This is a genomic window from Streptomyces sp. BPTC-684 (genome assembly GCF_030028635.1).
Classification (GTDB): Bacteria; Actinomycetota; Actinomycetes; order Streptomycetales; family Streptomycetaceae; genus Streptomyces; species Streptomyces noboritoensis.
The window spans coordinates 4,226,176-4,251,793 of sequence record NZ_CP124863.1; the positions used below are offsets into that span (position 1 = coordinate 4,226,176).

Genomic DNA, 25,618 nt, shown 5'->3' on the forward strand with positions numbered 1-25,618 from the left:
GCGTGAAACTCTGCGCACATCTTGTCCACGGAATGCACACTTCCATCCTCGTGGGTCCCGCCAAACCCGCCCGTAACTACCGACCTGACGATCGGTCGGCTCCTTCGGCGGTCCGCGTACGCCACTCCCGTACGAACGCGACCACGAGCACGGCGGCCGTCGCGCCCGCCGACCACAGCACCTGGGGCCGGGCGTCGTCGTCGAGGAGCATCAGGACGAGCACGGCCGCCATCGCCGCGAGCGCCGTCCACGTCAGATAGGGGAACGCCCACATCCGCAGGGTCAGGCGCTCCGGGGCCTCGCGCTCGATCCGGCGGCGCAGCCGCAGCTGCGAGACGGCGATCAGACCCCAGACGAACAGGAGCACCGCGCCGACCGCGTTCAGCATGTAGAGGAAGACCGAGTCGGGCCACTTCAGATTGAGCAGCACCGAGACGAACCCGAAGGCCACCGACGCGAGCACCGCGCGCCGGGGCACCCCGCCGCCCGCCACCTTCAGCAGCCCCTTCGGCGCCTCGCCGCGCTCGGCCAGCGAGAAGACCATCCGCGAGGAGCCGTACAGATTGGCGTTGAGCGCGGAGAGCAGGGCCACGAAGACGACCACGTTCATGATCTGCCCGGCGCCGGAGACGCCGATGGAGTCGAGCACGGCGACGTACGGGCTGTGCCCCGGCTCCATCGAGGTCCACGGCAGCAGGGTCACGATGACCAGCATCGAGCCCACGTAGAAGAAGAGGATGCGCCAGACCGCGCTGCGCACCGCGCGGCCGACCGCGCGCACCGGGTCGTCCGACTCGGCGGCCGCGATGGTGACGACCTCAAGACCGCCGAACGCGAAGATCACCGCGAGGACGCCGGAGACCACGCCGTCCCAGCCGTTGGGCAGGAAGCCGCCCTGCCCGGTGAGATGGGTGAACCCGACCGGGTCGGTGTCGGGCAGCACCCCGAAGACGGCCAGCAGCCCCAGCGCCAGGAACAGCACGATCGCGCCGACCTTGAGGGTGGCGAACCAGAACTCGAACTCGCCGAAGTTCTTCACCGCCGCCAGGTTGGCGCCGGTGAAGACCACCATGAAGACCAGGACCCAGGCCCACTGCGGCATCCCCGGCACCCAGCCGTGCGCGATCTGGGCCGCGCCCGTCGCCTCCACGGCGAGGACGACCACCAGCAGGAACCAGTACAGCCAGCCGACGCTGAACCCGGCCCACCGGCCGAGCGCCCGTTCGGCGTGGACCGAGAACGACCCCGAGGCGGGCATCGCCGACGACATCTCGCCGAGCATCCGCATCACCAGCATCGCGATCGCGCCCGCGATGAGATACGAGACGACGATCCCCGGCCCCGCCACCGCGATCCCGGCGCCCGACCCCACGAAGAGACCGGCACCGATCACCCCGCCCAGGCCCAGCATGGTCAGATGGCGCTGCTTCAGCCCGTGGGACAGCGGCTCGGCGTCCACCGAGGCGGTGTCGGCGGCGGTGGCCCCGGCCGTGGTCTTGCCGTCGTGCATGGCGCTCGTAACTCTCGGATCAGCGACTGATCATTTATGGGGAACCTACAGTCTCCCCGAGCCCGTGCCGGATCCGCAAAACCACCCGTACTCCTCATCGACGCAGTGACGAGGGTCACGCCGGCGGACGGAAGCAGTCCGGCCTTTGTGCGATCTCCACCAAGCCGTCAAGCACCGCTTTGTGGGCGGCTGATGGTGATCGAGTGAGAACCCCTCGGCTAACGTCACCGTTGTCCCCAGCACGTATCGCGCTGCCCGTCCCCGACCCGCGGAGCCCCCGATGGCCACGACCACTGTCACCGCCCCTGCCGCACCCCGTACCGGAAAGGTCCTCGCCGACCTGCTGCCCGGCGCCCGCACCCGGGACGTCGCCCTGGTGCTCGGCGGCGCGGTGCTCACCGGCGTGGCCGCCCAGATCGCCGTGCCCGTCCCGGGCTCCCCGGTCCCGGTCACCGGCCAGACCTTCGCGGCCCTGCTGGTCGGCACCTCGCTCGGCGCCCGCCGCGGCTTCCTCTCGCTCGGTCTGTACGCGCTGATCGGCATGGCCGGGATGCCGTGGTTCGCGAACGGCACCTCGGGCGCGGGCGGCGCGTCCTTCGGCTACGTGCTCGGCATGCTGCTCGCCTCCACGGTGGTGGGCGCCCTCGCCCGCCGCGGCGGCGACCGCTCGGTGCCGCGCACGGCGGGCACGATGGTCCTGGGCTCGGCGATCATCTACGCGGTCGGCGTCCCGTACCTGGCGGCCTCGACCGGCATGTCCCTGAACCAGGCGGTCGTGGCGGGCCTCACCCCGTTCCTGCTCGGCGACGCGCTGAAGGCGGCGCTGGCGGTGGGGGCGCTGCCGACGGCGTGGAAGTTCGTGGGCCGCAAGTAGGTACAAGGGTTTTCATGGGTGAGGGGCCGGACGCGCGGACGCGTCCGGCCCCTCAGTCGTGTGCTCAGTGCGTACGCCTGCGGTGATGGCGGGTGTTGGCCCACCAGATGCCGGTGGAGCCGACGAAGAGGAGCAGGCCCGCGGCCGCGAGCAGCGGCAGTACGCCGTCGTTGACTCCGGTCTTGGGGAGCTGGGACGGCGGGGTCGGGGCGGGGGTGCCGGGTGCGGACGGGCTCGGGGTCGGGCCGGCGGAGCCGCCGGGCGGCGCTGCGGGCACGTTGTCGGTGCCGAGAAGGAGCGGGGTGTCGGGGGCGTTGGGCGTGGGCTTGGTCGTCCCGAACGGGACGGGCCCTTGCTGCCACAGCAGCTTCTCGCTGGTGCCTTCGGTCACGGGCAGACAGATCTTCCCGGTCTTGCTCAGGTCGTACGTGGCGGAGACGGTGTACGACTTGTCGGCACCGGCACCCAAGTTGTCGATGACACAGGCGAATCCGGTGTTGGTGCCCTTCGGCAGTTTGTTCTCGGGCACGGTCACGCATCCGTCCACACCGGTGATCCGCATTCCGTCGAGGCCGAGGACGGTAAGGGTGATCTGCCCGGTGTCCTTGGTGCCCTTGTTGATGATTTTCGCGGTGAGAGTGGTTTTCCCGGAGGAATTGGCGACCTTGATTTCCTTGGGCAGCTCGGTGGAGATCTTGAGCTCGGCCGGGGCGCTGGGCCCGGGCGATCCGCCCTGATCACTGCCGGGTGTGGGATCGGCGGCAAATGCCAGCGACCCCAAAGGCAGGACAAGCAGCCCGGCGAACAAACCTGCGGCCAGAGATCCCCAATGTTTCTTCGAACGCATTTCCCATCCCCCTCAGCCGAGTTGGGCGGCTGGCGTACCGAGAGCAGTGCTGAGAAGGGTCCCACAAGATTTCGCGGAATTATGCTGTGATGGTGGCAAGTTCGTGTTTCTGTCCTGGTCGCACCAGGTGCTGAGGGGGCGGGCGGTAATGCCGGGAATTCGGGGGCTGTTGGTCGCGGGGCGATACCGACTCGACGCCACGATCGGCCAGGGGGGAATGGGGCGGGTGTGGCGGGCGTTCGACGAAATCCTCGACCGCCAGGTCGCCGTGAAAGAGATGCGGATGAACGACCTGGACGCCGAGGACAGCCGCATCCGCCGCGAACGCACCCTGCGCGAGGCGCGCGCGACGGCCCGTATCGACCATCCGAACGTGGTGCGCGTCTATGACGTGGTGGAGGAGTCCGACCGCCTCTGGATCGTGATGGAGCTGGTGGACGCGCGCTCCCTGGAGCAACTCCTGGTCGAGGACGGCCCGGTGACCCCGCGCGAGGCGGCGCGGATCGGTCTGGGCCTGGTGGAGGCACTGAGGGAGGTGCACGCGGTAGGAGTCCTGCACAGGGACATCAAACCGGGCAACGTGCTCCTGAGCCGCACCGGCAGGGTGGTCCTGACAGACTTCGGCATCGCGGCGATCCAGGACGCGACGGCGCTGACGGTGGTGGGGATGCTGGTCGGCTCGCCGGACTACATGGCGCCGGAACGGGTGGGCGGCAGGCCCCAGGGCCCGGCGTCGGACCTGTGGTCCCTGGGCGCGACGCTGTGCGCGGCGGTGGGCGGCCAGTCCCCGTTCGCCCGCGAGACGACACTGGCGACGCTGCACGCGGTCCTGTACGAGGAGCCCGAACTCCCGCGCTCGGCGGGCCCCCTGGCCCCGGCCCTCTCCTCACTCCTGGTGAAGAACCCGGACGACCGCCCGACCCTGGACGCCCTGACGACGCTCCTGATGCCGATAGCGGCCCCACCGACGGTCCTGGCCCGCACCCCCACGCTGGCGGTCCCGGCGCACACGGCGCCCACCCCGGCACCCGAAGCACCGGAGTCACCGCCCCCACAACCCCCAGCGCCCGCCCCGCCACGGGGCGCGCCGTCCCCCGAGCCGCGCGCAAGGGAGTCAGCCCCCACACTTCCCCCACCCACCCGGGCCCCGGCGGGTGCAGGGCGAGAAGCCCCCGCAGCCGAACAGGCACCTGTGGCTCCCACGCTTCCGCCCCCCACCCGTGCCCCAGAGTCCGAGACCCCCCAGCCGGGCCCGAGCCAGCGCCCAGCCTGGGCCGCAGGCCCCGAAGCCTCCACGCTGCCCCCACCCCCCACCGGAGGCTTCGGGGCCGAGGCCCCCACGTTCCCCCCACCCACCCCCCACCCCCACCGGGGCCCGGGGCGGAGCCCCGAAGGGGGCGCAGGGGGCGAAGCCCCCGCCAGGGGTGCAGGGGGCGGAGCCCCCGCCGGGGGTCTGGGGGCGGAGCCCCCAGGAACACCTCTCCTCCCACCTCAACCCACCCCCACCCCCGGAGGGTTCAGGGAAGGGGCGGGGTGGGGGAATCGCCGCCGCCTCGCCCTCACCGCAGCCGCAGCCGTCACCGCAGCCACAGCCATAGCCGTCGTCCTGGCCACAACCCACGGCACAGGCGACAACAGCAAGGCATCCGGCAGCGCCAGCAGCACCGGCACCCCCACCGTCGCCGGCACCTCCCGCCCACCCAGCACCCCACCCCCCGGCACCAGGGGCGAGACCGGCTTCGCCTGGGCGCCGCCGAAGGGCTGGACCCGGACCGCCAAGAGCCCGTCCAACATCCACTACCACGCCCCCGGCGGAAAACAGGAGATCGCCGCCTCGTACGCACTCGTACGCGGCGGCGATCTCATGACCCAGTGGCAGGAGGCCGAACAGGGCTCCCACGACGTCCCGGGTTACCGGAACATCCGACTGGAGCGGACCACCTTCAACGGCCGCCCGGCCGTCGTCTGGGACTACTACTTCACACAGGACGGCGACCCCTGGAAGGCCCGCCAGATGGGCTTCGACGAGGGCGGCAAGTCGTACCAGGTCAACATCTGGTACCTCGCCGCCACCGAGGACGACGCCCTGCGTACTTACTCCGCGGTGACCTCGTCGTTCACACCGCTCTGAGCGGTGGCGAGCTCGACGACGGTGCCGCGCTGCATGAAGTCCCGCACCACCGCGATCGCCACGACGACCGCCGCGACCAGCAGCGAGAGCAGCACCTGCTTGCGCCCGGCGTCATCGGTGAGCATGTAGACGAGCACGAAGGAGATCATCGCGATCGTCGCCCACGTCAGATACGGGAACAGCCACATCTTCACCGTCAGCTTCTCCGGCGTCTCGCGCAGGATGATCCCGCGCATCCGCAGCTGCGTGAAGCAGATGACCAGCCACACGAACAGCGCGACCGCGCCGGACGAGTTCAGCAGGAAGTCGAAGACGGTGTCCGGCCACTTGTAGTTGAAGAAGACGGCCACGAACCCGAAGAGGACCGAGCAGAGGATGGCCGCCTGCGGCACGCCCCGCGCGTTGGTACGGGCGAAGGCACGCGGCGCGTCACCGCGCTGGCCGAGCGAGAACGCCATGCGGGAGGCGGTGTACAGGCCGGAGTTGAGGCAGGACAGCACCGCCGTCAGCACGATCACGTTCATGATCTGACCCGCGTGCGGGATGCCGATCGAGTTGAGCGCCGCGACGTACGAGCCGTCCTTGACGATCGCCGGGTCGTTCCACTTCAGCAGCGTCAGGACGACGAGGATCGAGCCCAGGTAGAAGACGCCGATGCGCCAGATCACGCTGTTGGTGGCCTTGGTGACGGCCCGCTGCGGGTCCTCGGACTCACCGGCGGCCAGGGTGACGATCTCGCTGCCCATGAAGGAGAAGACGACCATCAGGACACCGGTGAGAATGGCCCCGGCGCCGTTCGGCATGAATCCACCGGCATCGGTGAGATGCGCGAACCCGTCACCGGGGTTGTCGGACCCGGGCAGAATCCCGAAGACGGCGAGCAGCCCGATGGCGACAAAGGCGCCGATGGCGACAACCTTGATCCCGGCGAACCAGAACTCGAACTCTCCGTACGAGGAGACCGACACCAAGTTGGTGGCCGTCAGCACGATCATCACGATCAGCGCCCAGCCCCACTGCGGGACCGCCCCGACCCAGCCGTGCAGGATCTTCGCTCCGGCGGTCGCCTCGACGGCGAGCACCACGACCCAGAAGAACCAGTACAGCCAGCCGATGGAGAACCCGGCCCACCGGCCGAGCGCCTGGTCGGCGTAGGCCGAGAAGGAGCCGGAGGTCGGCCGGGCCGCGGCCATCTCGCCGAGCATCCGCATCACGAAGACGACCATGAGGCCGACGAGCGCGTACGAGAGCAGGATGGCGGGACCGGCGGCGGCGATGCCGGAGCTGGAGCCGACGAAGAGCCCCGCTCCGATGACACCGCCGATGGCGATCATCGAGAGGTGACGGTTCTTCAGCCCCGCCTGGAGGCCGTTGGAGGACTCAGGCGTCCCGGGATCGCCCGGTCGGCCGTCTTCCTTCGCAAGGGTGGGTTGCGAGGTCATGGACGAATCCTTAGGTGTAAGGGTCGCTCGGGTTACGAACCACCGCATTGAAGCCCGGTACCGCCAGGTACGGAAGTCCTGACTCCGAATCGTGATGAGGGGAACAAGGTCATATGTCGACAGGGGCGGAGGTCCCGACCCCAGGAACCCTGCCCGGCGTCCCACGTGCCACACTCGGGTACATGCGCGTGTACCTCGGTTCAGACCATGCCGGATACGAACTCAAGAACCACTTGGTCGAGTGGCTCAAGGCCCACGGCCACGAGGCCGTCGACTGCGGTCCCCACATCTACGACGCCCAGGACGACTACCCGCCGTTCTGCCTGCGCGCCGCCGAGAAGACGGCCGCGGACCCGGACTCGCTGGGCATCGTGATCGGCGGCTCCGGCAACGGTGAGCAGATCGCCGCGAACAAGGTGAAGGGCGTACGGGCGGCCCTGGCCTGGAGCGAGCAGACGGCGGCGCTGGGCCGCGAGCACAACGACGCGAACGTGATCTCCATCGGTGGGCGGATGCACACCCAGGAAGAGGCGACCAAGTTCGTCGAGATCTTCCTGAGCACCCCGTACTCGGGTGAGGAGCGCCACACCCGCCGCATCGAGATGCTGTCGCGGTACGAGACGACGGGCGAGCTCCCCGAGATCCCCGCGCACCACCCGCAGGGCTGACCCCACGCTATGCCCGAGGGCCACACGATCCACCGGCTGGCCGCCGACCACGAGCAGTGGTTCGGCGGCCGCCGCGTACGCGCGTCCAGCCCGCAGGGGAAGTTCTCGGACGGGGCGGCGCTGGTGGACGGCCAGGTGCTGGAGTGCGCGGAAGCGCACGGCAAGCACCTGTTCCTGGGCTTCGGTGGTGCTGTGGGCTGGATCCACATCCACCTGGGCCTGTTCGGCAAGTACGCGCTGGGTACGGGCGCGGTCCCGCCGGCCACGGACACGGTCCGGCTGCGCCTGGCCGGTCCCGGTGGTTACGCGGACCTGCGCGGCCCGACGACGTGTGCGCTGATCACTGACGCGGAGAAGTCGTCCATACACGCGCGTCTGGGCCCGGACCCGCTTCGTCCCGCCGACGATGGCGAGAAGGCCTGGACACGGATCTCGCGCAGCCGTACGACGATCGCGGCGCTGCTGCTGGACCAGAAGGTCATCGCGGGCGTGGGGAATGTCTACCGGGCCGAGGTCCTGTTCCGCCACGGGGTGGACCCGTACCGGGAGGGACGCTCCCTTTCGCGCGCCGAATGGGACGCGATGTGGTCGGACCTGGCCCTGCTCATGCGTGAGGGCGTACGCCTGAACCGCATCGATACGGTGCGGCCGGAGCACATGCCGGAGGCGATGGGTCGTCCGCCGCGGGTCGACGACCACGGGGGTGAGGTGTACGTGTACCGCCGGGCGGCGCTCCCGTGCCACATCTGCGCCACGGAGATCCGCACGGCGGATCTGTCGGCCCGAAACCTCTTCTGGTGCCCGAGCTGCCAGGGTCACGCGTAAACGGGGATCAGCCCCCACCCCACCCCTTCCCGAAACCCTCCGGGGGTCCCCGTTCGTCTGCGGACCGTGCTGGGTTGCTCGCGCAGTTCCCCGCGCCCCTAGGTGGTTAGGGGCGCGGGGAACTGCGCGACCAGCCACAGGCGGCCTGCAGACGAACGGGGTCCAGGGGCGCAGCCCCCGGCCGCCCGCCAGAGGGCTTTCGGGAAGGGGCGGGGTGGGGGCTCAAACGCCTAGAAGCCGTGCGGTAGCCACGGGGCCAAGGGCGTTGCGAACGCCGTCGTCGCCTCCGTCAGGGCGCCCTCGCGGAGCTCGCGGACCCGGCCCGCCGACGCCAGGGCCGACAGGGACACGCCGCCCAGGAACACCGCCCCGAGGTCCCGCGCGGACAGCGCAACATCCGCCCGGTCCGCCGTGCGCGAGCACACCGCCCCCTTCCCGTCCCCGCTCAACCGCCACCGCCCCGCGTTCCACCCGCAGAACGAGTCGGAGACGTCGAAGACCACGTCCACCGGGGACGAGTAGGAACGGGAGGACAGACCAGAACCCACGTCCACCAGCCGCACGTACAACCCGTCCCGCACCCGCACCCCACACCGCCGCACATCGGACACGAGATGCAGCAGCGGGTCGTCCACCGGACGGTTGCCCGCCTTGACCGTCGACGTCAGGTCGATGTCGCAGAGGAAGCGCCACAGCGCCCCGTACACCGCCGGGTCGTCCGCGCAGATGTCCCGAAGCGTCACCACCCCCTTCGGCCCCGCCGCGTCCCACACAGGCTTGGTGTGGAAGCGCACGTACCCCACGACCTCGCCGTCGCCCCGCGAGGCCAGCACGCACTGCGCGGGCGACCCGCCGTCCCGGAAGCCCGGCGGGTCGATCAGCGCGTGCCGCTCCCAGCCGGGCGTACGCAGGAACATCCCCGCGCGCGTCCCGATCGAGCGCGCGTACACCGCCTCGCACGCCTCGGCGGCCTCGGCGAACGACGGCGCGTACCGCAGGGTCACGTCGTCCCCGCCCTCCGGCACCTCCACCCGCACCCGCGACGAGTCGATCTCCAGACTCATCTGCTGGGTGGCGAGGCCGAACCCGTACCGCCCGTAGATCCCCGGCTCGGACGCCGTGAGGACGGCGAGCGGGACACCCTCCTCACGCAGGACGTCCAGCTGGCGCCGGATCATCGACGTGAGGATCCCGCGCCGGCGGTGCGTCGCCGCGACGCTGACCGCGCTGAGCGCCCCGGTCGGTACGAATCCGCCGCCCGGCACGGACACCGGCAGCGCGAAGGTCTGCGTCGTGCCGACGACGGTCGGCCCCTCGTACACCGCCAGGCACCGCGCCGGATCGATCACCGTGCGCCAGAACTGCTCCAGCTCCGGATCCTCGGGTACGCCCCCGAACGCCCGATCCACCGCCCCGTACCACTGGTCGAAGTCCGCGGGGTCCAGAGCACGTACGTCCACAGTCATACGCCATGACTACCAGCGGTGATGACATCCGGTCGACCCGATTTCGAACGCAGTGCCAGAGGGGTCCCCCTGCGCACGGCGGCGTCGGCTGGATAGGGTCACCGGCAATGGCACGTCGCGTGGGAGCGGATTCGTACAGTGCCCGGTGGCGCAAGTCGGCGCACCGGGCACGTATCGCGCTGCGCAAGTCCGGGGTCGACTACTTCCGGGGCGACGGCTCGGACTGGATCGCGCTCGCGGGCCTGCTCCTGACCGTTCCGACGATCGCCGCCGCGACCCTCGTCTCCCCGGTCTGGTGCGCGCCCGCCGCGCTCGCCCTGCCGATCGTCGCGGGCGGCGTCCTGCTCCGCCCCGCGAGCCTGCTCGGCCTGTACGCGGCCGCGGCCGTCGCCCTGATCGTCGAGTCCGTACAACTGGGCCCGTACACGGAAGGCCCCGCCAGGGTGACCCCCGGCACGGTCCTGGTGGTCGCCGCCTGCGGCCTCTTCGGGCTCCTCATCGCCCAGTTCCGCGCCCGCGTCGGCGTGCCCTGGCGGCGCGGCGGGACGATGCTCTTCGACCTGCGCGAACGCATCCGCGTCCAGTCCGCCCTGCCGCGCCTGCCGCGCGGCTGGCACCGCGAAATGGCCCTGCGCCCGGCGGGCGGCCAGTCGTTCTCGGGCGACTTCGTCGTGGCGGCCCGTACGAACGGGAACCGCACGCTCGAAGTCGTCCTCACGGACGTCTCCGGCAAGGGCATGGACGCGGGCTCGCGCGCGCTGCTCCTGTCCGGCGCGTTCGGCGGCCTGCTCGGCTCGCTGCCGCCGGACGGCTTCCTCCCGGCGGCCAACGGCTATCTGCTCCGCCAGAACTGGGACGAGGGCTTCGCGACGTCGATCCACCTCGTCCTGGACCTGGACTCCGGCGACTACGAGCTGCTGTCCGCCGGACACCTCCCCGCGCTGCACCTCCAGGCGGGCTCCGGCCGCTGGAACGAGGTGTCGGGGGAGGGGCCGCTGCTCGGGGTGTACGACGGGGCCGAGTTCCACCCGGTCAAGGGCTCACTCGGCCCCGGCGACGTCCTGATGCTCTTCACGGACGGCCTCGTCGAGACGGCCGAACGCGACATCGCGGAAGGCATCGACCGCCTCACGGGCGAGGCCGACCGTTACGTCACGACGGGCTTCGAGGGCGCGGCGTGGCACCTGATCGAGGCGGTGGCGAAGGACGTCAACGACGACCGAGCATTGCTGCTGATCAGGCGCGACGCGTAACACCGTCTACGAAGGCCGTGAACGCGGCGGGGCTGACGGTGAGGGCTGCGCCCTCGGGCCGCTTGGAGTCGCGGATGGCGACGGCGTGGGGGAGATCGGCGACCTCGACGCAGTCGCCCCCGCCGCCCCCGCTGTAGCTCGACTTACGCCACTGCGCGTCCGTCAGGTCCATAACGTTCCTCCATTACGCGAGCGATCAATGCAGCCGAGTCCTCGGGGGAGAGGGCTGTGGCCTGCAGGCGAGCGTAACCGACTGAACGCTCCCTGATCAGTGGGGCGTTGGCGGACATGTGGCCGATGTCGTAGCTCTCCGAGTAGAAGAGGTCCGGATCGTCCTCGAACCGGAGGAGGTTGAACGACCCTCGCGTTGCGGGGTGTTCGCCGACCGTGAAGGGGAGCACCTGGAGGTACGTCCACGGGCGCTCGCAGACGCTCAGCAAGTGGGCCAGCTGCTTCCGCATGACGTTCTTGCCGCCGACCTCGCGGTACAGCACCGCCTCGTCGAGCACCACCCAGAGCGCGGGCGGGGTGTCCCGCACCAGGATCCGCTGGCGTTCCAGTCGAGCAGCCACCTGCGTGTCGAGGTCGGTCGGGTCGTGGGCGGCCAGGATGGCCTCCGCGTACTCCTTGGTCTGCAAGAGGCCGTACACCACCTGCGCTTGGTAGGTGCTGATGTACGTCGCCCGCGCCTCCATCTCCGCGTACTGCTGAAACCAGCACGGCAGTTGGCTGCGCAGCACCAACCCCACCAGTCGCGAAAACCGGCCCTCCGTCCCCAGCGCAGCATCCAGCCGCTCGGAGAAGTTCCTCGTAGGCACCTTCATCGCGGTCTCGATCTGGCCGATCAGCGACGCGGCGCAGAACAGGCAGCCACCCAGCTGCTCCTGCGTCATTCCGGCGCGTTCGCGTTCTCGGCGCAGCTCGGAACCGTAATAGTCGAGCGGCGACGCGCTCGGGTCCAGCGTGCGGATGTTCACCACGGCGGCCTCCAGAGGCTCGCGGAGTTGCTCAGGTCACATAGCGGAGCGTAACCAAGCAAGCGCGCCCCGCGAGGGAAAACGGGACAACTCCCGTACGGGGGTGGGGGTGTCCCCACCCCCGATCCGCCGGGAGCCGCCATGGCCCGCGACCTGCCCGAATCCGTACGTTCGAGACATCGGTCAACGTACGTACGAGGAGAGGTCGAAGACGATGGCACTGGGACGCGGCAAGCGGCGGGCAATACCGGTCGAGGTCGCCGAAGGCGACCCCCGCTGGGCCGTCGAGCTGCGCGGGGTGCGGCGTCAGTACGGGCGCGGCGGCTCGGCCGTGCACGCCCTGCGGGGGATCGACCTCAAGCTGCCGCGCGGGAGCTTCACGGCGGTGATGGGGCCGTCGGGGTCGGGCAAGTCGACGTTCTTGCAGTGCGCGGCGGGGCTCGACCGGCCCACGGACGGGTCCGTACGGCTCGGCGGGACCGAGATCACGGGCATGAGCGAGAACAAGCTGACGGAGCTGAGGCGCGCTCGCCTCGGGTTCGTGTTCCAGGCGTTCAACCTGCTGCCGTCGCTCACGGTGGAGCAGAACGTGCTGCTGCCGATGCGGCTCGCGGGGCGGCGGCCGGACCGGCGCCGGGCGGAGGAGCTGCTCGGGCAGGTGGGGCTGGCGGGGAAGGGGAAGCGGCGTCCGGGCGAGCTGTCCGGCGGGCAGCAGCAGCGCGTGGCGATCGCGCGGGCGCTGGTGACGCGGCCGGACGTGGTGTTCGCGGACGAGCCGACGGGGGCGCTGGATACGCGGACGGCGGGGGAGGTGCTGGCGCTGCTGCGGGACGCGGTGGACGGGCTGGGGGCGACGGTCGTCATGGTCACGCATGACCCGTCGGCCGCGGCCTACGCCGACCAGGTCCTCTTCCTCGCGGACGGGTCGCTGGCGGATGCCCTGACGGGCGCGTCGGCGGGGCAGATCGCGGCCCGGATGACGTCCCTGACGGCCCCGTCGACGACGGCGTACGCGGGGATGGCGGCATGAATTCCCCCACCCCGCCCCTTCCCGAAACCCTCCGGGGGATCCCCGTTCGTCTGCGGGCCGGTGGGGGCTGGTCGCGCAGTTCCGCGCCCCTAAATGCGCCCCTCCGGGCCGCCCAGGGGATTGCCGCGTAGCGGCATCTAAGGGGCGTGGGGAACTGCGCGAGCAACCCAGCACGGTCCGCAGACGAACGAAGCGGGGCGCAGGGGCCGCAGGCCCCGCAACGGGGTCCGGGGGCGAAGCCCCCGGCAGCCCACCCCGCCCCACCCCCCCGGCCGCCCGCCAGAGGGCTTTCGGGAAGGGGCGGGGTGGGGCATCCCGCCCGCCGCAGGCGCACACGCAGCACGCAGCACGCAACACACAGGAGTGACCCCACCATGACCCGCCCCAACGGCCTCGCCCGCGCAGCGCTCCGGTTCAAACCCTCCGCCTTCATCGGCACCTTCATCGCCCTCTTCATGGCCGCGATGATCGTCTCCGCGTGCGGAATCCTCCTGGAGACCGGCGCGCGCGCCTCCGTCCCGGCCGAGCGGTACGCCGCCGCCCCCGTGGTCGCCGCCGCCGACCAGCAGGCCCACTACACCACCGGCAGCGGCGAGGACCGCGACACCGAGTCCGTCGCGCTGCCGGACAAGGCGCGGCTCGACGCCGCCCTGGCGGCCCGCGCGGCGACGGCCCCCGGCGCGGCCGCCGCGATCGCGGACGTCTCCTTCCCGGTACGCGACGTGCGTACGGGAAATACGCCCGCGACCGCCCACGGCTGGGGCTCGACCGCCTTCACGGGCACGAAGCTCACCGCCGGTGCCCCGCCCCGTACGGGTGAAGTGGTGACCGGCGACCGCGCCGCCGTCGGCGACAAGGTCACCGTCGACACCCCGTCCGGCAAGCGGCAGTTCACGGTGTCCGGCACCACCAACGCCCCCGGCACCATGTGGTTCGCCGACACCCAGGCCCTGGCCCTGTCCGGGCACCCCGGCAAGGCCGACGCCATCGCCGTGCTCGCCGAGCCCGGCGTCACCGACTCCGCCCTCGCCGACCAGGTCGAACAGCGGCTCGGGGACGCGGCCGAGGTGCACACCGGTGACGGGCGCGGCGCCGTCGAGACCCGCGGCCTCGCCTTCGCCAAGGAGATGCTGACCGGGCTCGGCGGCTCCTTCGGCGGCGTGGCCACCATGGTCGCGGTCTTCACCGCCGCCGGGACCGTCACGCTCTCCGTCGGCCAGCGCCGCCGCGAGTACGCCCTGCTGCGCGCGATCGGCGCGACCCCGCGCCAGATCCGGCGCACCATCGCCACCGAGACCCTGCTGGTCGCCCCGCTCGCGGGCGTGCTGGGCTGCCTGCCGGGCGTGGCGCTCGCGACCTGGTGGTTCGGCCAGCTCCGCGACAAGGGCGCGATTCCGCGGGCCGTGGACCTGTCGGTGTCGTGGATCCCCATGGTCGCGGCGGTCGGCGCGGCCGTGCTGACCTCGCTGTTCGCCGGGTACATGGCGGCCCGCCGCCCGTCCCGCACCAAGCCGGGCGAGGCGCTGCGGGACGCGTCGGTGGAGCGGCTGCGGGTCGGCTGGATCCGTACGCCCCTGGGCCTGGCGGCCCTCGGCGGCGGCATCGCCCTCTCGGGCGTGGCCGCGTCCGAGAAGGGCGAGGACGCGGCGAACGCGGCCCTCGGCGTCGTGATGCTCTTCATGCTCGCCGTGGCCCTGCTCGGCCCGCTGATCGCGCGCGCCTGCGCCGGGCTGTTCGGCCTGCCGCTGCGCGCGGCGGGCGCCCCGGCGTCGCTGGCGGCCGCCAACTCCCGTACGAACGCCCGCCGGCTGGCCTCCGCGATCACCCCGATCGTCCTGGCCATGGCGTTCTCCTCCACCCTCGTCTTCATGCACACCAGCGAGGACCGCGCCACCGAGAAGCAGCAGCGGGCGGGCCTCGTCGCCGACCGGGTGGTCACCGGGCCCTCGGGTCTGACCTCGGACGCGCTGACACGGGCGAAGGCGACCCCGGGCGTCGACACGGCGGTGGCCCTGACCCGTACGTCCGTCCTGGCCCACGCCGGCGGCGCCCTCCAGTCCCTCTCCACCCAGGGCTTCACGGGCACGGGCGCGGACCTCGCGCGCGTCATGGACCTCGGCGTACGCCAGGGCTCCCTGGACGCCCTGGAGCCCGGCACGGTCGCCCTGGACAAGACCCTGGCGAACGACACGGGCAAGCACGTGGGCGACCGCTTCCCGATCCTGCTCCCCGACGGCGCGAAGGCGTCCCCGAGGGTGGTGGCCACGTACGACCGGGGCCTGGGCCTGTCCCAAGTGACGCTCCCGCAGGCCGACTTGGCGCCGCACACGACGACGGTGGGGCAGCCGACGGAACTCCTGCTGAAGGGGAAGGCTTCGGTGGCCGCCCTGGCGCCGCTCGGCGGCTCGGTCACGGACGCGGCGGGCTACGCCACGGCCAAGAGCGTCGACCGCGATCTGAACGCCTGGGCCAACACGACCATGGCGGCCGTCCTCGGCGGCTTCGCGGCCGTCGCGGCGGCGAACACGCTGGTCATGACGGTCCTGGACCGCCGCCGCGAGCTCGGAACGCTGCGCCTGATCGGCACGACCCGCCGCCAGGTGATGGGCATGGTGCGCTGGGAGGCGCTGCTTGTGACCTCGGCGGGCCTGATCCTGGGCACGGCGATCGCCCTGGCGACGCTGATCCCCATGACGAACGGCCTGACCGGCGAGAACCCGTACATCCCGCCCTATCTGTACGCCTCGTTCGCCGCGGGCATCCTGGGCCTGGGCCTCGCCTCCACGGCCCTCCCGGCCCGCGCGGCCCTACGCTGACCGGCATGCTCACACTCCCCGAGGTCGAAGCGCTCGCGAGGGCGGCCCACGCCACCCAGACCGACAAGGCGGGCCGCCCGTACACCGAACACCTGGCGGCCGTGGCCGAAGGCGTACGCGCGCGTGGCGGCACCCAGGAGCAGATCGCGGCGGCGTGGCTGCACGACGCGGTGGAGGACGGGGTGCTGTCGCAGGAGTGGCTGGAGGGCGCGGAACTGCCGTACTCCGTGAAGGAGATGGTTCGCGCGGTCTCCAAAAAGCCGGGCGAGCCCTTGGAGTCCTACACCGCCCGGATCCTCGCCACCCCGGGCGCGCTGCTGGTCAAGGAGGCGGACCTGGCCCACAACGCGGACCCGGCCCGCCTCGCCGTCCTGGACGAGCCCACCCGGACCCGCCTCACCCGGAAATACGCGACCGTCCGCGTCCTCCTCGGCTTGGCGTGATCCATACCTTGGCTATGTGTCAGGCGGCAGCACCTACAGGGGTGTTGGTGGCACGATGGACCCTGCGGGGTGTGCTCGGCGGCACATTCCGGGCCGGCAAGGCGGACCGACCGAGGGTGTGATCAGTTGTGGCCATTTCACTGTCTGTGGTGCTGCTGTTGGCGATCGTCCTCGTGGTGATGATCCGCGGCGGCTCCATCAAGACCGGCCCGGCCATAGTCGCCGCGCTCTTCGGTTTCTTCATGGCGTCGACGGGGATGGCACCGTCGATAAACCGCTTCCTGAACTCGCTCGCGGAAACGATCGACCAGATCAAGTTCTGAGTACGTACGCCGGGTCCCGGAAAACACCTCGGGCCCGGTGAGCTGGTCACCGGGCCCGAGGCCGTGGAGCGGGCGACGGGAATCGAACCCGCGTAGCTAGTTTGGAAGACTAGGGCTCTACCATTGAGCTACGCCCGCGTGCGTCGCGTCGCAGGTCAGGAATGACCGCGGCACGAAGAGCATCGTAGCGGGTCACCCCCCGCGCGTGCACACCGCATCCGGCCGCGCGGCCCCGTCCGCAAAGCGGCCGACGTATTCCCCGCGGGCATGTACCCTACGTGTCGCACCGACGGGGTGTGGCGCAGCTTGGTAGCGCGTCCGCTTTGGGAGCGGAAGGCCGTGGGTTCAAATCCCGCCACCCCGACCAGCAGCCCTTCGCGACCCCGAATCAGCAGCCCTTCGCGCCGGTCGCGAGGCCCCGCGCACAAGATCACATTGTGGGTGGCATCCCGCTTGCGGTTACTATGCAAGCTGCGTGCCCGTGTGTCTGATGAATCCGATGAACCGGGCTCGATCCGCCCGCGGCCGTCGGCCACCGGGTAGAACCCCCAGAAGTCAGCCACAAGGAGACCGAACCGTGAAGAGCGCCGTGGAGACCCTGAACCCGACCCGGGTTCGGCTCACTGTCGAGGTGCCCTTCGAGGAGCTCAAGGACAGCCTCGACGCGGCGTACAAGAAGATCAACCAGCAGGTCACGGTGAAGGGCTTCCGCAAGGGCAAGATCCCGGCCCGAGTCATCGACCAGCGGTTCGGCCGTGGTGCTGTGCTGGAGGAGGCCGTCAACGACGCGCTCCCCAAGTTCTACACCGAGGCGATCAACGAGGCCGAGCTGAACCCGCTGGGCCAGCCCGAGGTCGACATCACGGAGCTGAAGGACGGCGAGACGCTGAACTTCACCGCCGAGGTCGACATCCGCCCGACGATCGAGATCCCGGACTACTCGGGCATCGAGGTCACCGTCGACGCCGTCGAGGTCTCCGACGAGGACATCGAGAAGGCCGTCTCGGACCTGCGCGAGCGCTTCGCCTCGACCTCCCCGGTCGAGCGCGCCGCCCAGGACGGCGACGTCGTGACGATCGACCTGGAGGCCAAGGTCGACGGCGAGGTCCTGGAGGACGGCGTCGCCGAGGGTGTCTCGTACACCATCGGCTCCGGCGAGCTCCTCGACGGCATCGACGAGGCCGTCAAGGGCCTGGAGGCCGGTGGCGAGGCCACCTTCACCTCGCAGCTCAAGGGCGGCTCGGCCGAGGGCAAGGACTCCGAGGTCACCGTCAAGGTCACCCAGGTCGCCGCGCGTGAACTGCCGGAGCTGGACGACGACTTCGCGCAGCTCGCGTCCGAGTTCGACACCCTCGACGAGCTCAAGGCCGACAGCCGCAAGCGCCTCGAGAACATGAAGCAGTTCGACCAGGCCACCCAGGCCCAGGAGCGCGTGCTCGACGAGCTGCTGAAGATCACCGAGGTCCCGATCCCCGAGAAGCTCCTCGCGGACGAGATCCAGACCCGCAAGCACAACCTGGAGCACCACCAGCTCGGCCAGATGGGCCTCGACCTCGCCAAGTACCTGGAGATCCAGGGCAAGACGCAGGAAGAGTTCGACGCCGAGACCGAGGAAGCGGCCGTCAAGGGCATCAAGACGCAGTTCATCCTCGACGAGCTCGTCAACAAGGAGAAGCTGAACGTCAACCAGGAAGAGCTCACCGAGCACCTGGTGCGCCGTGCCGCCTCCTCCGGCATGTCCCCCGACCAGTTCGCCCAGGCCGTCGTCGAGGGCGGCCAGGTGCCGATGCTCGTCGGCGAGGTCGCCCGCGGCAAGGCGCTGGCCGTGGTCGTCGAGGCCGCCAAGGTCGTCGACACCAACGGCGAGGCCGTTGACCTGGAGGACGACGAGGACGAGGTCGAGGCCGCCGCCGAGACCGTCGAGGCCGTCGTCGACAGCGGTGCCGAGGAGAAGACCGAGGCCTGAGCCTCGATCCGGCCTCGTACGGCAGACACTGTCTGACCACGTACGAAGTACGTAAGGAGGGGCCCGCGACGCAGCAGCGTCCGGGCCCTTCCGCGTACCCGGACCCGCCCGCGCACAGGCGTCCCGTGGCCGGTTCCGTACGGGCCCGCGCTTCAACCACCTTGCGCTCCGAGCGAACAGTTCGGGAACCGGGATGGCGTTGTCCTACCTGCGCGTTAGGGTCCATGAATACGGGGGCGTGGAGTCAGCCGGTGCGAGTCGGCCGCGAGCCCCGCCCTCCGAACGAAGACGCTGAGACGGCCGAAGCCGTCAGAGACGAGCAGGTGGATACGTGACGAATCTGATGCCTTACGCCGCCGGCGAGCCGTCCCTCGGCGGTGGCCTCGGCGACCATGTCTACAACCGGCTGCTCAACGAGCGCATCATCTTCCTCGGCCAGCAGGTCGACGACGACATCGCCAACAAGATCACCGCACAGCTCCTCCTCCTGGCCGCCGAGCCGGAGAAGGACATCTACCTCTACATCAACAGCCCCGGCGGCTCGGTGACGGCCGGCATGGCGATCTACGACACCATGCAGTACATCCCGAACGACGTGGTCACGATCGGTATGGGCATGGCGGCCTCGATGGGCCAGTTCCTGCTCACCGGCGGCACCGCCGGCAAGCGCTTCGCGCTGCCGAACACCGACATCCTGATGCACCAGGGCTCCGCCGGCATCGGCGGCACCGCCTCGGACATCAAGATCCAGGCCGAGTACCTGCTGCGTACGAAGACGCGCATGGCGGAGATCACCGCCCACCACTCGGGCCAGACGGTCGAGACGATCATCCGCGACGGCGACCGCGACCGCTGGTACACGGCGGAGGAGGCCAAGGAGTACGGCCTCATCGACGACATCATGGCCCACGCGGCCGGTGTTCCGGGCGGCGGCGGCACCGGGGCCTGAGCCCCTCTCCCCGGCTCCCTGCGAGACTCCCCGGCCCCTCCACGGGCCGGAGCGCCTCCAGAGCCGGGGGACCCCAGCCCCGGCCCCCGAAGCCCCCGAGCCCACCGAACGCCACCAGGATGGTGAACCCCGAGATGCAGAACAACCTCTCCGCAAGCGGCCTCTACACCGGCCCGCAGGTGGACAACCGCTACATCGTGCCGCGCTTCGTCGAGCGCACCTCCCAGGGCGTGCGCGAGTACGACCCGTACGCGAAGCTGTTCGAGGAGCGCGTGATCTTCCTCGGCGTGCAGATCGACGACGCCTCCGCCAACGACGTCATGGCGCAGCTGCTGTGCCTGGAGTCGATGGACCCGGACCGCGACATCTCGATCTACATCAACAGCCCCGGCGGTTCGTTCACGGCCCTCACGGCCATCTACGACACGATGCAGTTCGTGAAGCCCGACATCCAGACGGTCTGCATGGGCCAGGCGGCCTCCGCCGCCGCCGTGCTGCTCGCCGCGGGCACCCCCGGCAAGCGCATGGCGCTGCCCAACGCGCGCGTGCTGATCCACCAGCCGTCCTCGCAGACCGGCCGCGAGCAGCTCTCCGACCTGGAGATCGCGGCCAACGAGATCCTGCGCATGCGCAGCCAGCTGGAGGAGATGCTGGCCAAGCACTCCACCACGCCCATCGAGAAGATCCGGGACGACATCGAGCGGGACAAGATCCTCACCGCCGAGGACGCCCTGGCGTACGGCCTGGTCGACCAGATCGTGTCGACCCGCAAGACGACGTCGGCCGCGGCCGCCTGACGCAGCCGGAGCCCCTGGCGCGGTGCACGTGGCGGTCCACGTCGAAGTGAACCGCGCCAAGGGGGGCCCGAACGGGGGGCCAGGCAAGGTACCGTCGGATATGAGGCACCAGGAGCCGCTGAACGTGGCGTCTCCCAGGCGAAGGGGAAGCACCTCGTGGCACGCATCGGTGATGGCGGCGACCTGCTCAAGTGCTCGTTCTGCGGGAAGAGCCAGAAGCAGGTGAAGAAGCTCATCGCAGGCCCCGGTGTGTACATCTGCGACGAGTGCATCGATCTCTGCAACGAGATCATCGAGGAGGAGCTCGCCGAGTCCTCCGAGGTGCGGTGGGAGGAACTGCCCAAGCCGCGCGAGATCTACGAGTTCCTGGAGAGCTACGTGGTGGGCCAGGAGCCCGCCAAGAAGGCGCTCTCCGTGGCGGTCTACAACCACTACAAGCGCGTCCAGGCCGGCGAGAACGGCGGCGCGCAGGGCCGGGACGACGCGATCGAACTCGCCAAGTCCAACATCCTGCTGCTCGGCCCCACGGGCTCCGGCAAGACGCTGCTCGCCCAGACCCTCGCCCGGATGCTCAACGTCCCGTTCGCCATCGCCGACGCGACGGCGCTGACGGAGGCGGGGTATGTCGGCGAGGACGTCGAGAACATCCTCCTGAAGCTCATCCAGGCCGCCGACTACGACGTCAAGAAGGCCGAGACGGGGATCATCTACATCGACGAGATCGACAAGGTGGCCCGTAAGAGCGAAAACCCGTCGATCACGCGTGACGTCTCCGGCGAGGGCGTCCAGCAGGCCCTGCTGAAGATCCTGGAGGGCACGACGGCCTCCGTCCCGCCCCAGGGCGGCCGCAAGCACCCCCACCAGGAGTTCATCCAGATCGACACGACGAACGTGCTGTTCATCGTGGGCGGTGCCTTCGCGGGCCTGGAGAAGATCATCGAGTCCCGGGCCGGCGCCAAGGGCATCGGCTTCGGCGCGACGATCCGCTCCAAGCGGGAGATCGAGGCGAGCGACCAGTTCCAGGAGGTCATGCCGGAGGACCTGGTGAAGTTCGGGATGATCCCCGAGTTCATCGGCCGCCTCCCCGTGCTGACCTCGGTCCACAACCTCGACCGCGAGGCGCTCCTCCAGATCCTGGTCGAGCCGCGCAACGCACTGGTCAAGCAGTACCAGCGCCTCTTCGAACTCGACGGCGTGGAGCTGGACTTCGACCGCCCGGCCCTGGAGGCCATCGCCGACCAGGCGATCCTGCGCGGCACGGGGGCGCGCGGTCTGCGCGCGATCATGGAAGAAGTCCTGATGTCCGTGATGTACGAGGTCCCGTCCCGCAAGGACGTGGCCCGCGTCGTCATCACGTCGGACGTCGTCCACAACAACGTCAACCCGACGCTGGTCCCGCGCGAGCCGCGCATCGTGAAGAACGACGGGCGGCACGAGAAGTCGGCGTAGCCGACAAGTCGAACACAGAAGGGCGCCCGGCCAGTTGGAGATCCAACCGGCCGGGCGCCCTTCTTGTTTCCGCGTTACTTCTTCACGCGCGCGGTGTTGTACAGCTTCGCGGCGAGGTCGGCGACCTGGTCGGTCGGCATCACCGTGCCGCCGCCCTTGCCGAGAATGGCCGCCATGTCGAGCGCCTCGACGACACCGAGGGTGCTGTAGTCCGACCAGATGCAGATCGGGACCTCGAAGGACTTCGAGGTCTTGGTGTCGGTGACCTTGGCGTTCTGGCACTTCATGAGGGCGCCCGAGAACCCGGTCGGCTTCACCGCGCTGGGGCTGCCCATCAGCTCCATCTTGGTGTCGTCGCTGCTCTTCTTGTCCTCGTCGCTGCTCTTCTGGAGCTTCGCGAACGCCGCGTCGAGCGCCTTCGAGGGATCGCTGATGTCACCGTAGATGCCCTTGAACATCAGCATCTTCCCGCCCAGCGGGTTGCTGGCGTCGCCACCGGCCTTGTAGGAGCCGGACTCCTGCGCGGGGTCCTTGATCCCCATCGCCGCGGTCTCCTTCTTGTCCTTGTCCGTGAACTCGTTGTCGGACTTGGACGCCGGGCCCTTCTTGTACTCGCCGACGGCATCCGGCGCCACCAGCTTGTAGCCCTTGGTGCTCGCCGAGACGTCGCCGTTGCCGGCGCCGCCCCCGCCCTTCGTCGCGAACCACACGCCGCCGCCGATGACCGCGACCGCGACCACGACGGCCGTCACGATCAGGCCCGTCTTCTTCTTGGCCGGGGCGGGCGGGGGCACAGGGGCGCCGTAGGGCGGCTGCTGGCCGTACTGGGGCTGCTGGGCCGGGTAGCCGTAGCCCTGCTGGGGCGGGACGCCCTGCGGGGGCTGCTGCGGGTAGCCGTAGCCGGGCTGCGGCTGCCCGTAGGGCTGCTGGGGCGGCTGCTGACCGTACGGGCCGGGCTGCTGGGGCTGGCCGCCGTACGGGCCCGGCTGGTTGTGGCTCATTGCTGGGAATCCCCCTAGAGATGCTTATGCGATCCCGACATCCTGGCGGACGGCCCGGCCGCACGGCGCATCGGGGGGCACACCGTTACCGAACATTCCCGTTTCAGTACCGGCCCGTGACACCTCTAAACTGAGCCCCGTGACCGAGAACACTCAGCAGCAGAACCCAGCGCCCACCACCGAACTGCCGACCCAGTACGCGCCGGCCCAGGTAGAGGGGGAGCTGTACCAGCGCTGGGTGGAGCGCGGTTACTTCACGGCGGACGCGGGGAGCGACAAGGACCCGTACACCATCGTCATCCCGCCGCCGAACGTCACGGGCGCCCTGCACCTGGGCCACGCCTTCCAGGTCACGCTCATGGACGCGCTGACCCGCCGCAAGCGCATGCAGGGCTTCGAGACGCTCTGGCTGCCCGGCATGGACCACGCCGGCATCGCCACCCAGAACAAGGTCGAGCAGCAGCTCGCCGAGGAGGGCAAGTCCCGCCACGACCTGGGGCGCGAGGCGTTCACCGAGCGCGTGTGGCAGTGGAAGGACGAGTACGGCGGCCGGATCCTCGGGCAGCTGAAGCGGCTCGGCGCGGGCCTCGACTGGTCGCGCGAGCGGTTCACCATGGACGAGGGCCTCTCCAAGGCCGTCCAGACGATCTTCAAGAACCTGTACGACGACGAGCTGATCTACCGCGCCGAGCGCATCATCAACTGGTGCCCGCGCTGTCTGACGGCCATCTCGGACATCGAGGTGGAGTACCAGGAGGACGCGGGCGAGCTCGTCTCGATCACGTACGGCGAGGGCGAGGACACCCTGGTCGTCGCCACCACGCGCGCGGAGACGATGCTCGGCGACACCGCAGTCGCGGTCCACCCCGACGACGAGCGTTACGCGCACCTCATCGGCAAGCAGATCAAGCTGCCGCTGACCGACCGTACGATCCCGGTCGTCGCGGACACGCACGTCGACCCCGAGTTCGGCACCGGCGCCGTCAAGGTGACGCCCGCCCACGACCCGAACGACTTCGCCATCGGCCAGCGGCACAACCTGCCGTCGATGACCGTCATGGACGAGCACGGCATCATCACCGTCCACGGCCCCTTCCTCGGCCTGGACCGCTTCGAGGCCCGCTCGACCATCGTCGGCGCGCTGCGCGAGCAGGGCCGGATCGTCGCGGAGAAGCGGCCGTACGTCCACTCGGTGGGCCACTGCTCGCGCTGCAAGACGACCGTCGAGCCGCGGCTTTCCATGCAGTGGTGGGTCAAGGTCGGCCCGCTGGCGCAGGCCGCCGGCGACGCGGTCCGCGACGGCCGGGTCAAGATCCACCCCGAGGACATGTCGAAGCGCTACTTCGACTGGGTCGACAACATGCACGACTGGTGCATCTCGCGCCAGCTGTGGTGGGGCCACCGCATCCCGATCTGGTACGGCCCGGAGGGTCAGGTCGTCTGCGTCGGGCCCGACGACGAGGTTCCGACCGGTGACGGCTGGCACCAGGACCCCGACGTCCTGGACACCTGGTTCTCCTCCGGCCTGTGGCCGTTCTCCACGCTCGGCTGGCCGGAGAAGACCCCGGACCTGGACAAGTTCTACGCGACCGACGTCCTGGTCACCGGCCACGACATCATCTTCTTCTGGGTCGCCCGGATGATGATGTTCGGCCTGTACGCGATGGACGGCGAGGCGCCCTTCAACACCGTCGCCCTGACCGGCCTCGTCCGCGACGAGTTCGGCAAGAAGATGTCGAAGTCCAACCCGAACGCGGTGGACCCGCTGGACTGGATGGACGCGTACGGCTCGGACGCCGTCCGCTTCACCCTGGCCAAGGGCGCCAACCCCGGCGCGGACGTGCCGATCGGCGAGGACTGGGTCCAGGCGTCCCGCAACTTCGCCAACAAGATCTGGAACGCGACGCGCTTCGCGCTCATGAACGGCGCCACCGTCGAGGGCGAACTCCCGCCCGTGGAGCAACTGTCGGCGGTCGACCGCTGGATCCTGTCCCGGCTCAACAAGACCGTGGCCGAGGTCGACGCGTACTACGACGACTACCAGTTCGCCAAGCTCAGCGAGTCGCTCTACCACTTCGCGTGGGACGAGGTCTTCGACTGGTACGTCGAGCTGTCGAAGACGACGTTCTTCGAGGGCGGCGAGCAGGCGAAGGTCTCCGGCCGGGTCCTGGGCGAGGTCCTGGACGTGATGCTGCGGGTCCTGCACCCGATCGTCCCGTTCGTCACGGACACCCTGTGGACGACGCTGACGGGCGGCGAGTCCCTGGTCGTGGCCGATTGGCCTGTCGATTCCGGTTTCCGCGACGACGCCGCCGAGCGCGAGATCGAGCTGGTCCAGCAGGTCGTCACCGAGGTCCGCCGGTTCCGCTCCGACCAGGGCCTCCAGCCCGGCCAGAAGGTCCCGGCCGAGCTGACCCTGACCGGTACGGCGCTGGCCCCGCACGAGGCGGCCATCCGCCAGCTGCTGCGCCTCCAGCCGGCGGGCGAGGGCTTCCACGCCACCGCCTCGCTGCCGGTCGCGGGCGCCACGGTCGCGCTCGACCTGTCCGGCACGATCGACGTCGAGGCCGAGCGCAAGCGTCTGGCGAAGGACCTCGGCGCGGCCGAGAAGGAGAAGCAGCAGGCCACGGCCAAGCTCGGCAACGAGGCGTTCCTCGCCAAGGCGCCGGACAACGTGGTCGACAAGATCCGTACGCGCCTGGCCAAGGCCGAGGCGGACATCGACCGGATCACGACGCAGCTGGCGAACCTGCCGCAGGCGTAAACGAGGCGGTGAAGGGCCCCGGACCGTTGAACGGTCCGGGGTTTTTCGTTTTCGCGCGCGGCCCCGACGTGGGTCAAATCACGCGAT

21 protein-coding genes and 2 tRNA genes are annotated in these 25,618 nt (G+C 70.2%); 15 read left to right on the forward strand and 8 right to left on the reverse strand.

Annotation, left to right across the window (positions count from 1 at the left end; all coding sequences use genetic code 11):
- Window positions 1-76: 76 nt before the first annotated feature.
- On the reverse strand, window positions 77-1,510 hold the full coding sequence (locus tag QIY60_RS18605) for an amino acid permease (RefSeq protein WP_283143471.1): 1,434 nt from the start codon (window positions 1,508-1,510) through the stop codon (window positions 77-79).
- A gap of 280 nt (window positions 1,511-1,790) precedes the next feature.
- Here QIY60_RS18605 and QIY60_RS18610 point away from each other — a divergent pair, with 280 nt between their 5' ends.
- Window positions 1,791-2,384: a biotin transporter BioY gene (locus QIY60_RS18610; protein ID WP_283143472.1), complete on the forward strand. Its 594-nt coding sequence runs from the start codon at window positions 1,791-1,793 to the stop codon at window positions 2,382-2,384.
- 64 nt (window positions 2,385-2,448) lie between these two features.
- Here QIY60_RS18610 and QIY60_RS18615 read toward each other — a convergent pair whose 3' ends face one another.
- Window positions 2,449-3,231: a hypothetical protein gene (locus QIY60_RS18615; protein WP_283143473.1), complete on the reverse strand. Its 783-nt coding sequence runs from the start codon at window positions 3,229-3,231 to the stop codon at window positions 2,449-2,451.
- A gap of 148 nt (window positions 3,232-3,379) precedes the next feature.
- On the opposite strand from QIY60_RS18615, the gene QIY60_RS18620 reads away from it, so the two are divergent.
- Window positions 3,380-5,362, forward strand: coding sequence for a serine/threonine protein kinase (locus QIY60_RS18620; RefSeq protein WP_283143474.1), 1,983 nt, complete (start codon window positions 3,380-3,382; stop codon window positions 5,360-5,362).
- Here the strand turns inward: QIY60_RS18620 and QIY60_RS18625 are convergent.
- Entirely contained in the window at window positions 5,326-6,804 is a 1,479-nt protein-coding gene (locus QIY60_RS18625; protein WP_283143475.1) for an amino acid permease, read from the reverse strand. The genes QIY60_RS18620 and QIY60_RS18625 overlap by 37 nt on opposite strands.
- 182 nt (window positions 6,805-6,986) lie before the next feature.
- Here QIY60_RS18625 and QIY60_RS18630 point away from each other — a divergent pair, with 182 nt between their 5' ends.
- The gene (locus QIY60_RS18630; protein ID WP_283143476.1) at window positions 6,987-7,472 is read left to right on the forward strand and encodes a ribose-5-phosphate isomerase; all 486 of its coding nucleotides are present in this window, start codon (window positions 6,987-6,989) and stop codon (window positions 7,470-7,472) included.
- A gap of 9 nt (window positions 7,473-7,481) precedes the next feature.
- Window positions 7,482-8,297 carry a DNA-formamidopyrimidine glycosylase family protein gene (locus QIY60_RS18635; RefSeq protein WP_283143477.1) on the forward strand — a complete coding sequence of 272 codons (816 nt, stop codon included), beginning with the start codon at window positions 7,482-7,484 and terminating at the stop codon, window positions 8,295-8,297.
- 230 nt (window positions 8,298-8,527) lie between these two features.
- Here QIY60_RS18635 and QIY60_RS18640 read toward each other — a convergent pair whose 3' ends face one another.
- The gene (locus QIY60_RS18640) at window positions 8,528-9,763 is read right to left on the reverse strand and encodes a GNAT family N-acetyltransferase (RefSeq protein ID WP_283143478.1); all 1,236 of its coding nucleotides are present in this window, start codon (window positions 9,761-9,763) and stop codon (window positions 8,528-8,530) included.
- Window positions 9,764-9,870: 107 nt separating this feature from the next.
- On the opposite strand from QIY60_RS18640, the gene QIY60_RS18645 reads away from it, so the two are divergent.
- Window positions 9,871-11,016 carry a PP2C family protein-serine/threonine phosphatase gene (locus QIY60_RS18645; RefSeq protein ID WP_283143479.1) on the forward strand — a complete coding sequence of 382 codons (1,146 nt, stop codon included), beginning with the start codon at window positions 9,871-9,873 and terminating at the stop codon, window positions 11,014-11,016.
- On the opposite strand, the gene QIY60_RS18650 is transcribed toward QIY60_RS18645, so the two are convergent.
- Window positions 11,000-11,188, reverse strand: a complete 189-nt coding sequence (locus QIY60_RS18650; protein ID WP_283143480.1) for a DUF397 domain-containing protein — start codon at window positions 11,186-11,188, stop codon at window positions 11,000-11,002. The genes QIY60_RS18645 and QIY60_RS18650 overlap by 17 nt on opposite strands.
- On the reverse strand, window positions 11,160-11,996 hold the full coding sequence (locus tag QIY60_RS18655; RefSeq protein WP_283143481.1) for a helix-turn-helix transcriptional regulator: 837 nt from the start codon (window positions 11,994-11,996) through the stop codon (window positions 11,160-11,162). Before QIY60_RS18655 ends, QIY60_RS18650 begins: the two co-directional genes overlap by 29 nt.
- 211 nt (window positions 11,997-12,207) lie before the next feature.
- On the opposite strand from QIY60_RS18655, the gene QIY60_RS18660 reads away from it, so the two are divergent.
- The 4 genes from QIY60_RS18660 (at window position 12,208) to QIY60_RS18675 (ending at window position 16,605) form a co-directional block, all read left to right on the forward strand.
- Entirely contained in the window at window positions 12,208-13,023 is an 816-nt protein-coding gene (locus QIY60_RS18660; protein ID WP_283143482.1) for an ABC transporter ATP-binding protein, read from the forward strand.
- Window positions 13,024-13,397: 374 nt separating this feature from the next.
- On the forward strand, window positions 13,398-15,839 hold the full coding sequence (locus QIY60_RS18665) for an FtsX-like permease family protein (RefSeq protein WP_283143483.1): 2,442 nt from the start codon (window positions 13,398-13,400) through the stop codon (window positions 15,837-15,839).
- 5 nt (window positions 15,840-15,844) lie between these two features.
- Window positions 15,845-16,282, forward strand: coding sequence for an HD domain-containing protein (locus QIY60_RS18670; protein ID WP_283143484.1), 438 nt, complete (start codon window positions 15,845-15,847; stop codon window positions 16,280-16,282).
- A 128-nt stretch (window positions 16,283-16,410) separates the two neighbouring features.
- Window positions 16,411-16,605: a hypothetical protein gene (locus tag QIY60_RS18675; protein ID WP_101388310.1), complete on the forward strand. Its 195-nt coding sequence runs from the start codon at window positions 16,411-16,413 to the stop codon at window positions 16,603-16,605.
- Window positions 16,606-16,669: 64 nt separating this feature from the next.
- On the opposite strand, the gene QIY60_RS18680 is transcribed toward QIY60_RS18675, so the two are convergent.
- A tRNA-Gly gene (locus QIY60_RS18680) sits at window positions 16,670-16,743 on the reverse strand.
- A gap of 152 nt (window positions 16,744-16,895) precedes the next feature.
- On the opposite strand from QIY60_RS18680, the gene QIY60_RS18685 reads away from it, so the two are divergent.
- The 5 genes from QIY60_RS18685 to clpX all read left to right on the forward strand — a co-directional run bounded on the left by QIY60_RS18685 (window position 16,896) and on the right by clpX (window position 21,766).
- Window positions 16,896-16,972: transfer RNA gene (locus QIY60_RS18685), tRNA-Pro, on the forward strand.
- Window positions 16,973-17,182: 210 nt separating this feature from the next.
- Window positions 17,183-18,571, forward strand: coding sequence for a trigger factor (tig, locus tag QIY60_RS18690; RefSeq protein ID WP_283143485.1), 1,389 nt, complete (start codon window positions 17,183-17,185; stop codon window positions 18,569-18,571).
- 331 nt (window positions 18,572-18,902) lie between these two features.
- On the forward strand, window positions 18,903-19,520 hold the full coding sequence (locus tag QIY60_RS18695) for an ATP-dependent Clp protease proteolytic subunit (protein WP_101388308.1): 618 nt from the start codon (window positions 18,903-18,905) through the stop codon (window positions 19,518-19,520).
- A 119-nt stretch (window positions 19,521-19,639) separates the two neighbouring features.
- Window positions 19,640-20,317 carry an ATP-dependent Clp protease proteolytic subunit gene (locus QIY60_RS18700; RefSeq protein ID WP_283143486.1) on the forward strand — a complete coding sequence of 226 codons (678 nt, stop codon included), beginning with the start codon at window positions 19,640-19,642 and terminating at the stop codon, window positions 20,315-20,317.
- A gap of 156 nt (window positions 20,318-20,473) precedes the next feature.
- Window positions 20,474-21,766 (forward strand): ATP-dependent Clp protease ATP-binding subunit ClpX, encoded by a 1,293-nt coding sequence (clpX, locus tag QIY60_RS18705; protein ID WP_067158960.1) that lies wholly within the window; start codon window positions 20,474-20,476, stop codon window positions 21,764-21,766.
- A 74-nt stretch (window positions 21,767-21,840) separates the two neighbouring features.
- Here the strand turns inward: clpX and QIY60_RS18710 are convergent, their stop codons facing one another.
- Window positions 21,841-22,767 (reverse strand): hypothetical protein, encoded by a 927-nt coding sequence (locus QIY60_RS18710; protein WP_283143487.1) that lies wholly within the window; start codon window positions 22,765-22,767, stop codon window positions 21,841-21,843.
- A gap of 139 nt (window positions 22,768-22,906) precedes the next feature.
- On the opposite strand from QIY60_RS18710, the gene QIY60_RS18715 reads away from it, so the two are divergent.
- Window positions 22,907-25,531: a valine--tRNA ligase gene (locus QIY60_RS18715; protein ID WP_283143488.1), complete on the forward strand. Its 2,625-nt coding sequence runs from the start codon at window positions 22,907-22,909 to the stop codon at window positions 25,529-25,531.
- The last annotated feature ends 87 nt before the right edge of the window (window positions 25,532-25,618 follow it).

Excerpts from the sequence above, each read along its gene's own strand:
- QIY60_RS18625 (WP_283143475.1), bottom strand. The coding sequence starts at position 6,804 with ATGACCTCGCAACCCACCCTTGCGAAGGAAGACGGCCGACCGGGCGAT.
- QIY60_RS18665 (WP_283143483.1), top strand. The coding sequence starts at position 13,398 with ATGACCCGCCCCAACGGCCTCGCCCGCGCAGCGCTCCGGTTCAAACCC.
- QIY60_RS18610 (WP_283143472.1), top strand. The coding sequence starts at position 1,791 with ATGGCCACGACCACTGTCACCGCCCCTGCCGCACCCCGTACCGGAAAG.
- QIY60_RS18660 (WP_283143482.1), top strand. The coding sequence starts at position 12,208 with ATGGCACTGGGACGCGGCAAGCGGCGGGCAATACCGGTCGAGGTCGCC.
- QIY60_RS18605 (WP_283143471.1), bottom strand. The coding sequence starts at position 1,510 with ATGCACGACGGCAAGACCACGGCCGGGGCCACCGCCGCCGACACCGCC.
- QIY60_RS18700 (WP_283143486.1), top strand. The coding sequence starts at position 19,640 with ATGGTGAACCCCGAGATGCAGAACAACCTCTCCGCAAGCGGCCTCTAC.
- QIY60_RS18640 (WP_283143478.1), bottom strand. The coding sequence starts at position 9,763 with ATGACTGTGGACGTACGTGCTCTGGACCCCGCGGACTTCGACCAGTGG.
- QIY60_RS18615 (WP_283143473.1), bottom strand. The coding sequence starts at position 3,231 with ATGCGTTCGAAGAAACATTGGGGATCTCTGGCCGCAGGTTTGTTCGCC.
- QIY60_RS18710 (WP_283143487.1), bottom strand. The coding sequence starts at position 22,767 with ATGAGCCACAACCAGCCGGGCCCGTACGGCGGCCAGCCCCAGCAGCCC.
- QIY60_RS18620 (WP_283143474.1), top strand. The coding sequence starts at position 3,380 with ATGCCGGGAATTCGGGGGCTGTTGGTCGCGGGGCGATACCGACTCGAC.
- QIY60_RS18635 (WP_283143477.1), top strand. The coding sequence starts at position 7,482 with ATGCCCGAGGGCCACACGATCCACCGGCTGGCCGCCGACCACGAGCAG.
- QIY60_RS18645 (WP_283143479.1), top strand. The coding sequence starts at position 9,871 with ATGGCACGTCGCGTGGGAGCGGATTCGTACAGTGCCCGGTGGCGCAAG.
- QIY60_RS18650 (WP_283143480.1), bottom strand. The coding sequence starts at position 11,188 with ATGGACCTGACGGACGCGCAGTGGCGTAAGTCGAGCTACAGCGGGGGC.
- QIY60_RS18630 (WP_283143476.1), top strand. The coding sequence starts at position 6,987 with ATGCGCGTGTACCTCGGTTCAGACCATGCCGGATACGAACTCAAGAAC.
- QIY60_RS18670 (WP_283143484.1), top strand. The coding sequence starts at position 15,845 with ATGCTCACACTCCCCGAGGTCGAAGCGCTCGCGAGGGCGGCCCACGCC.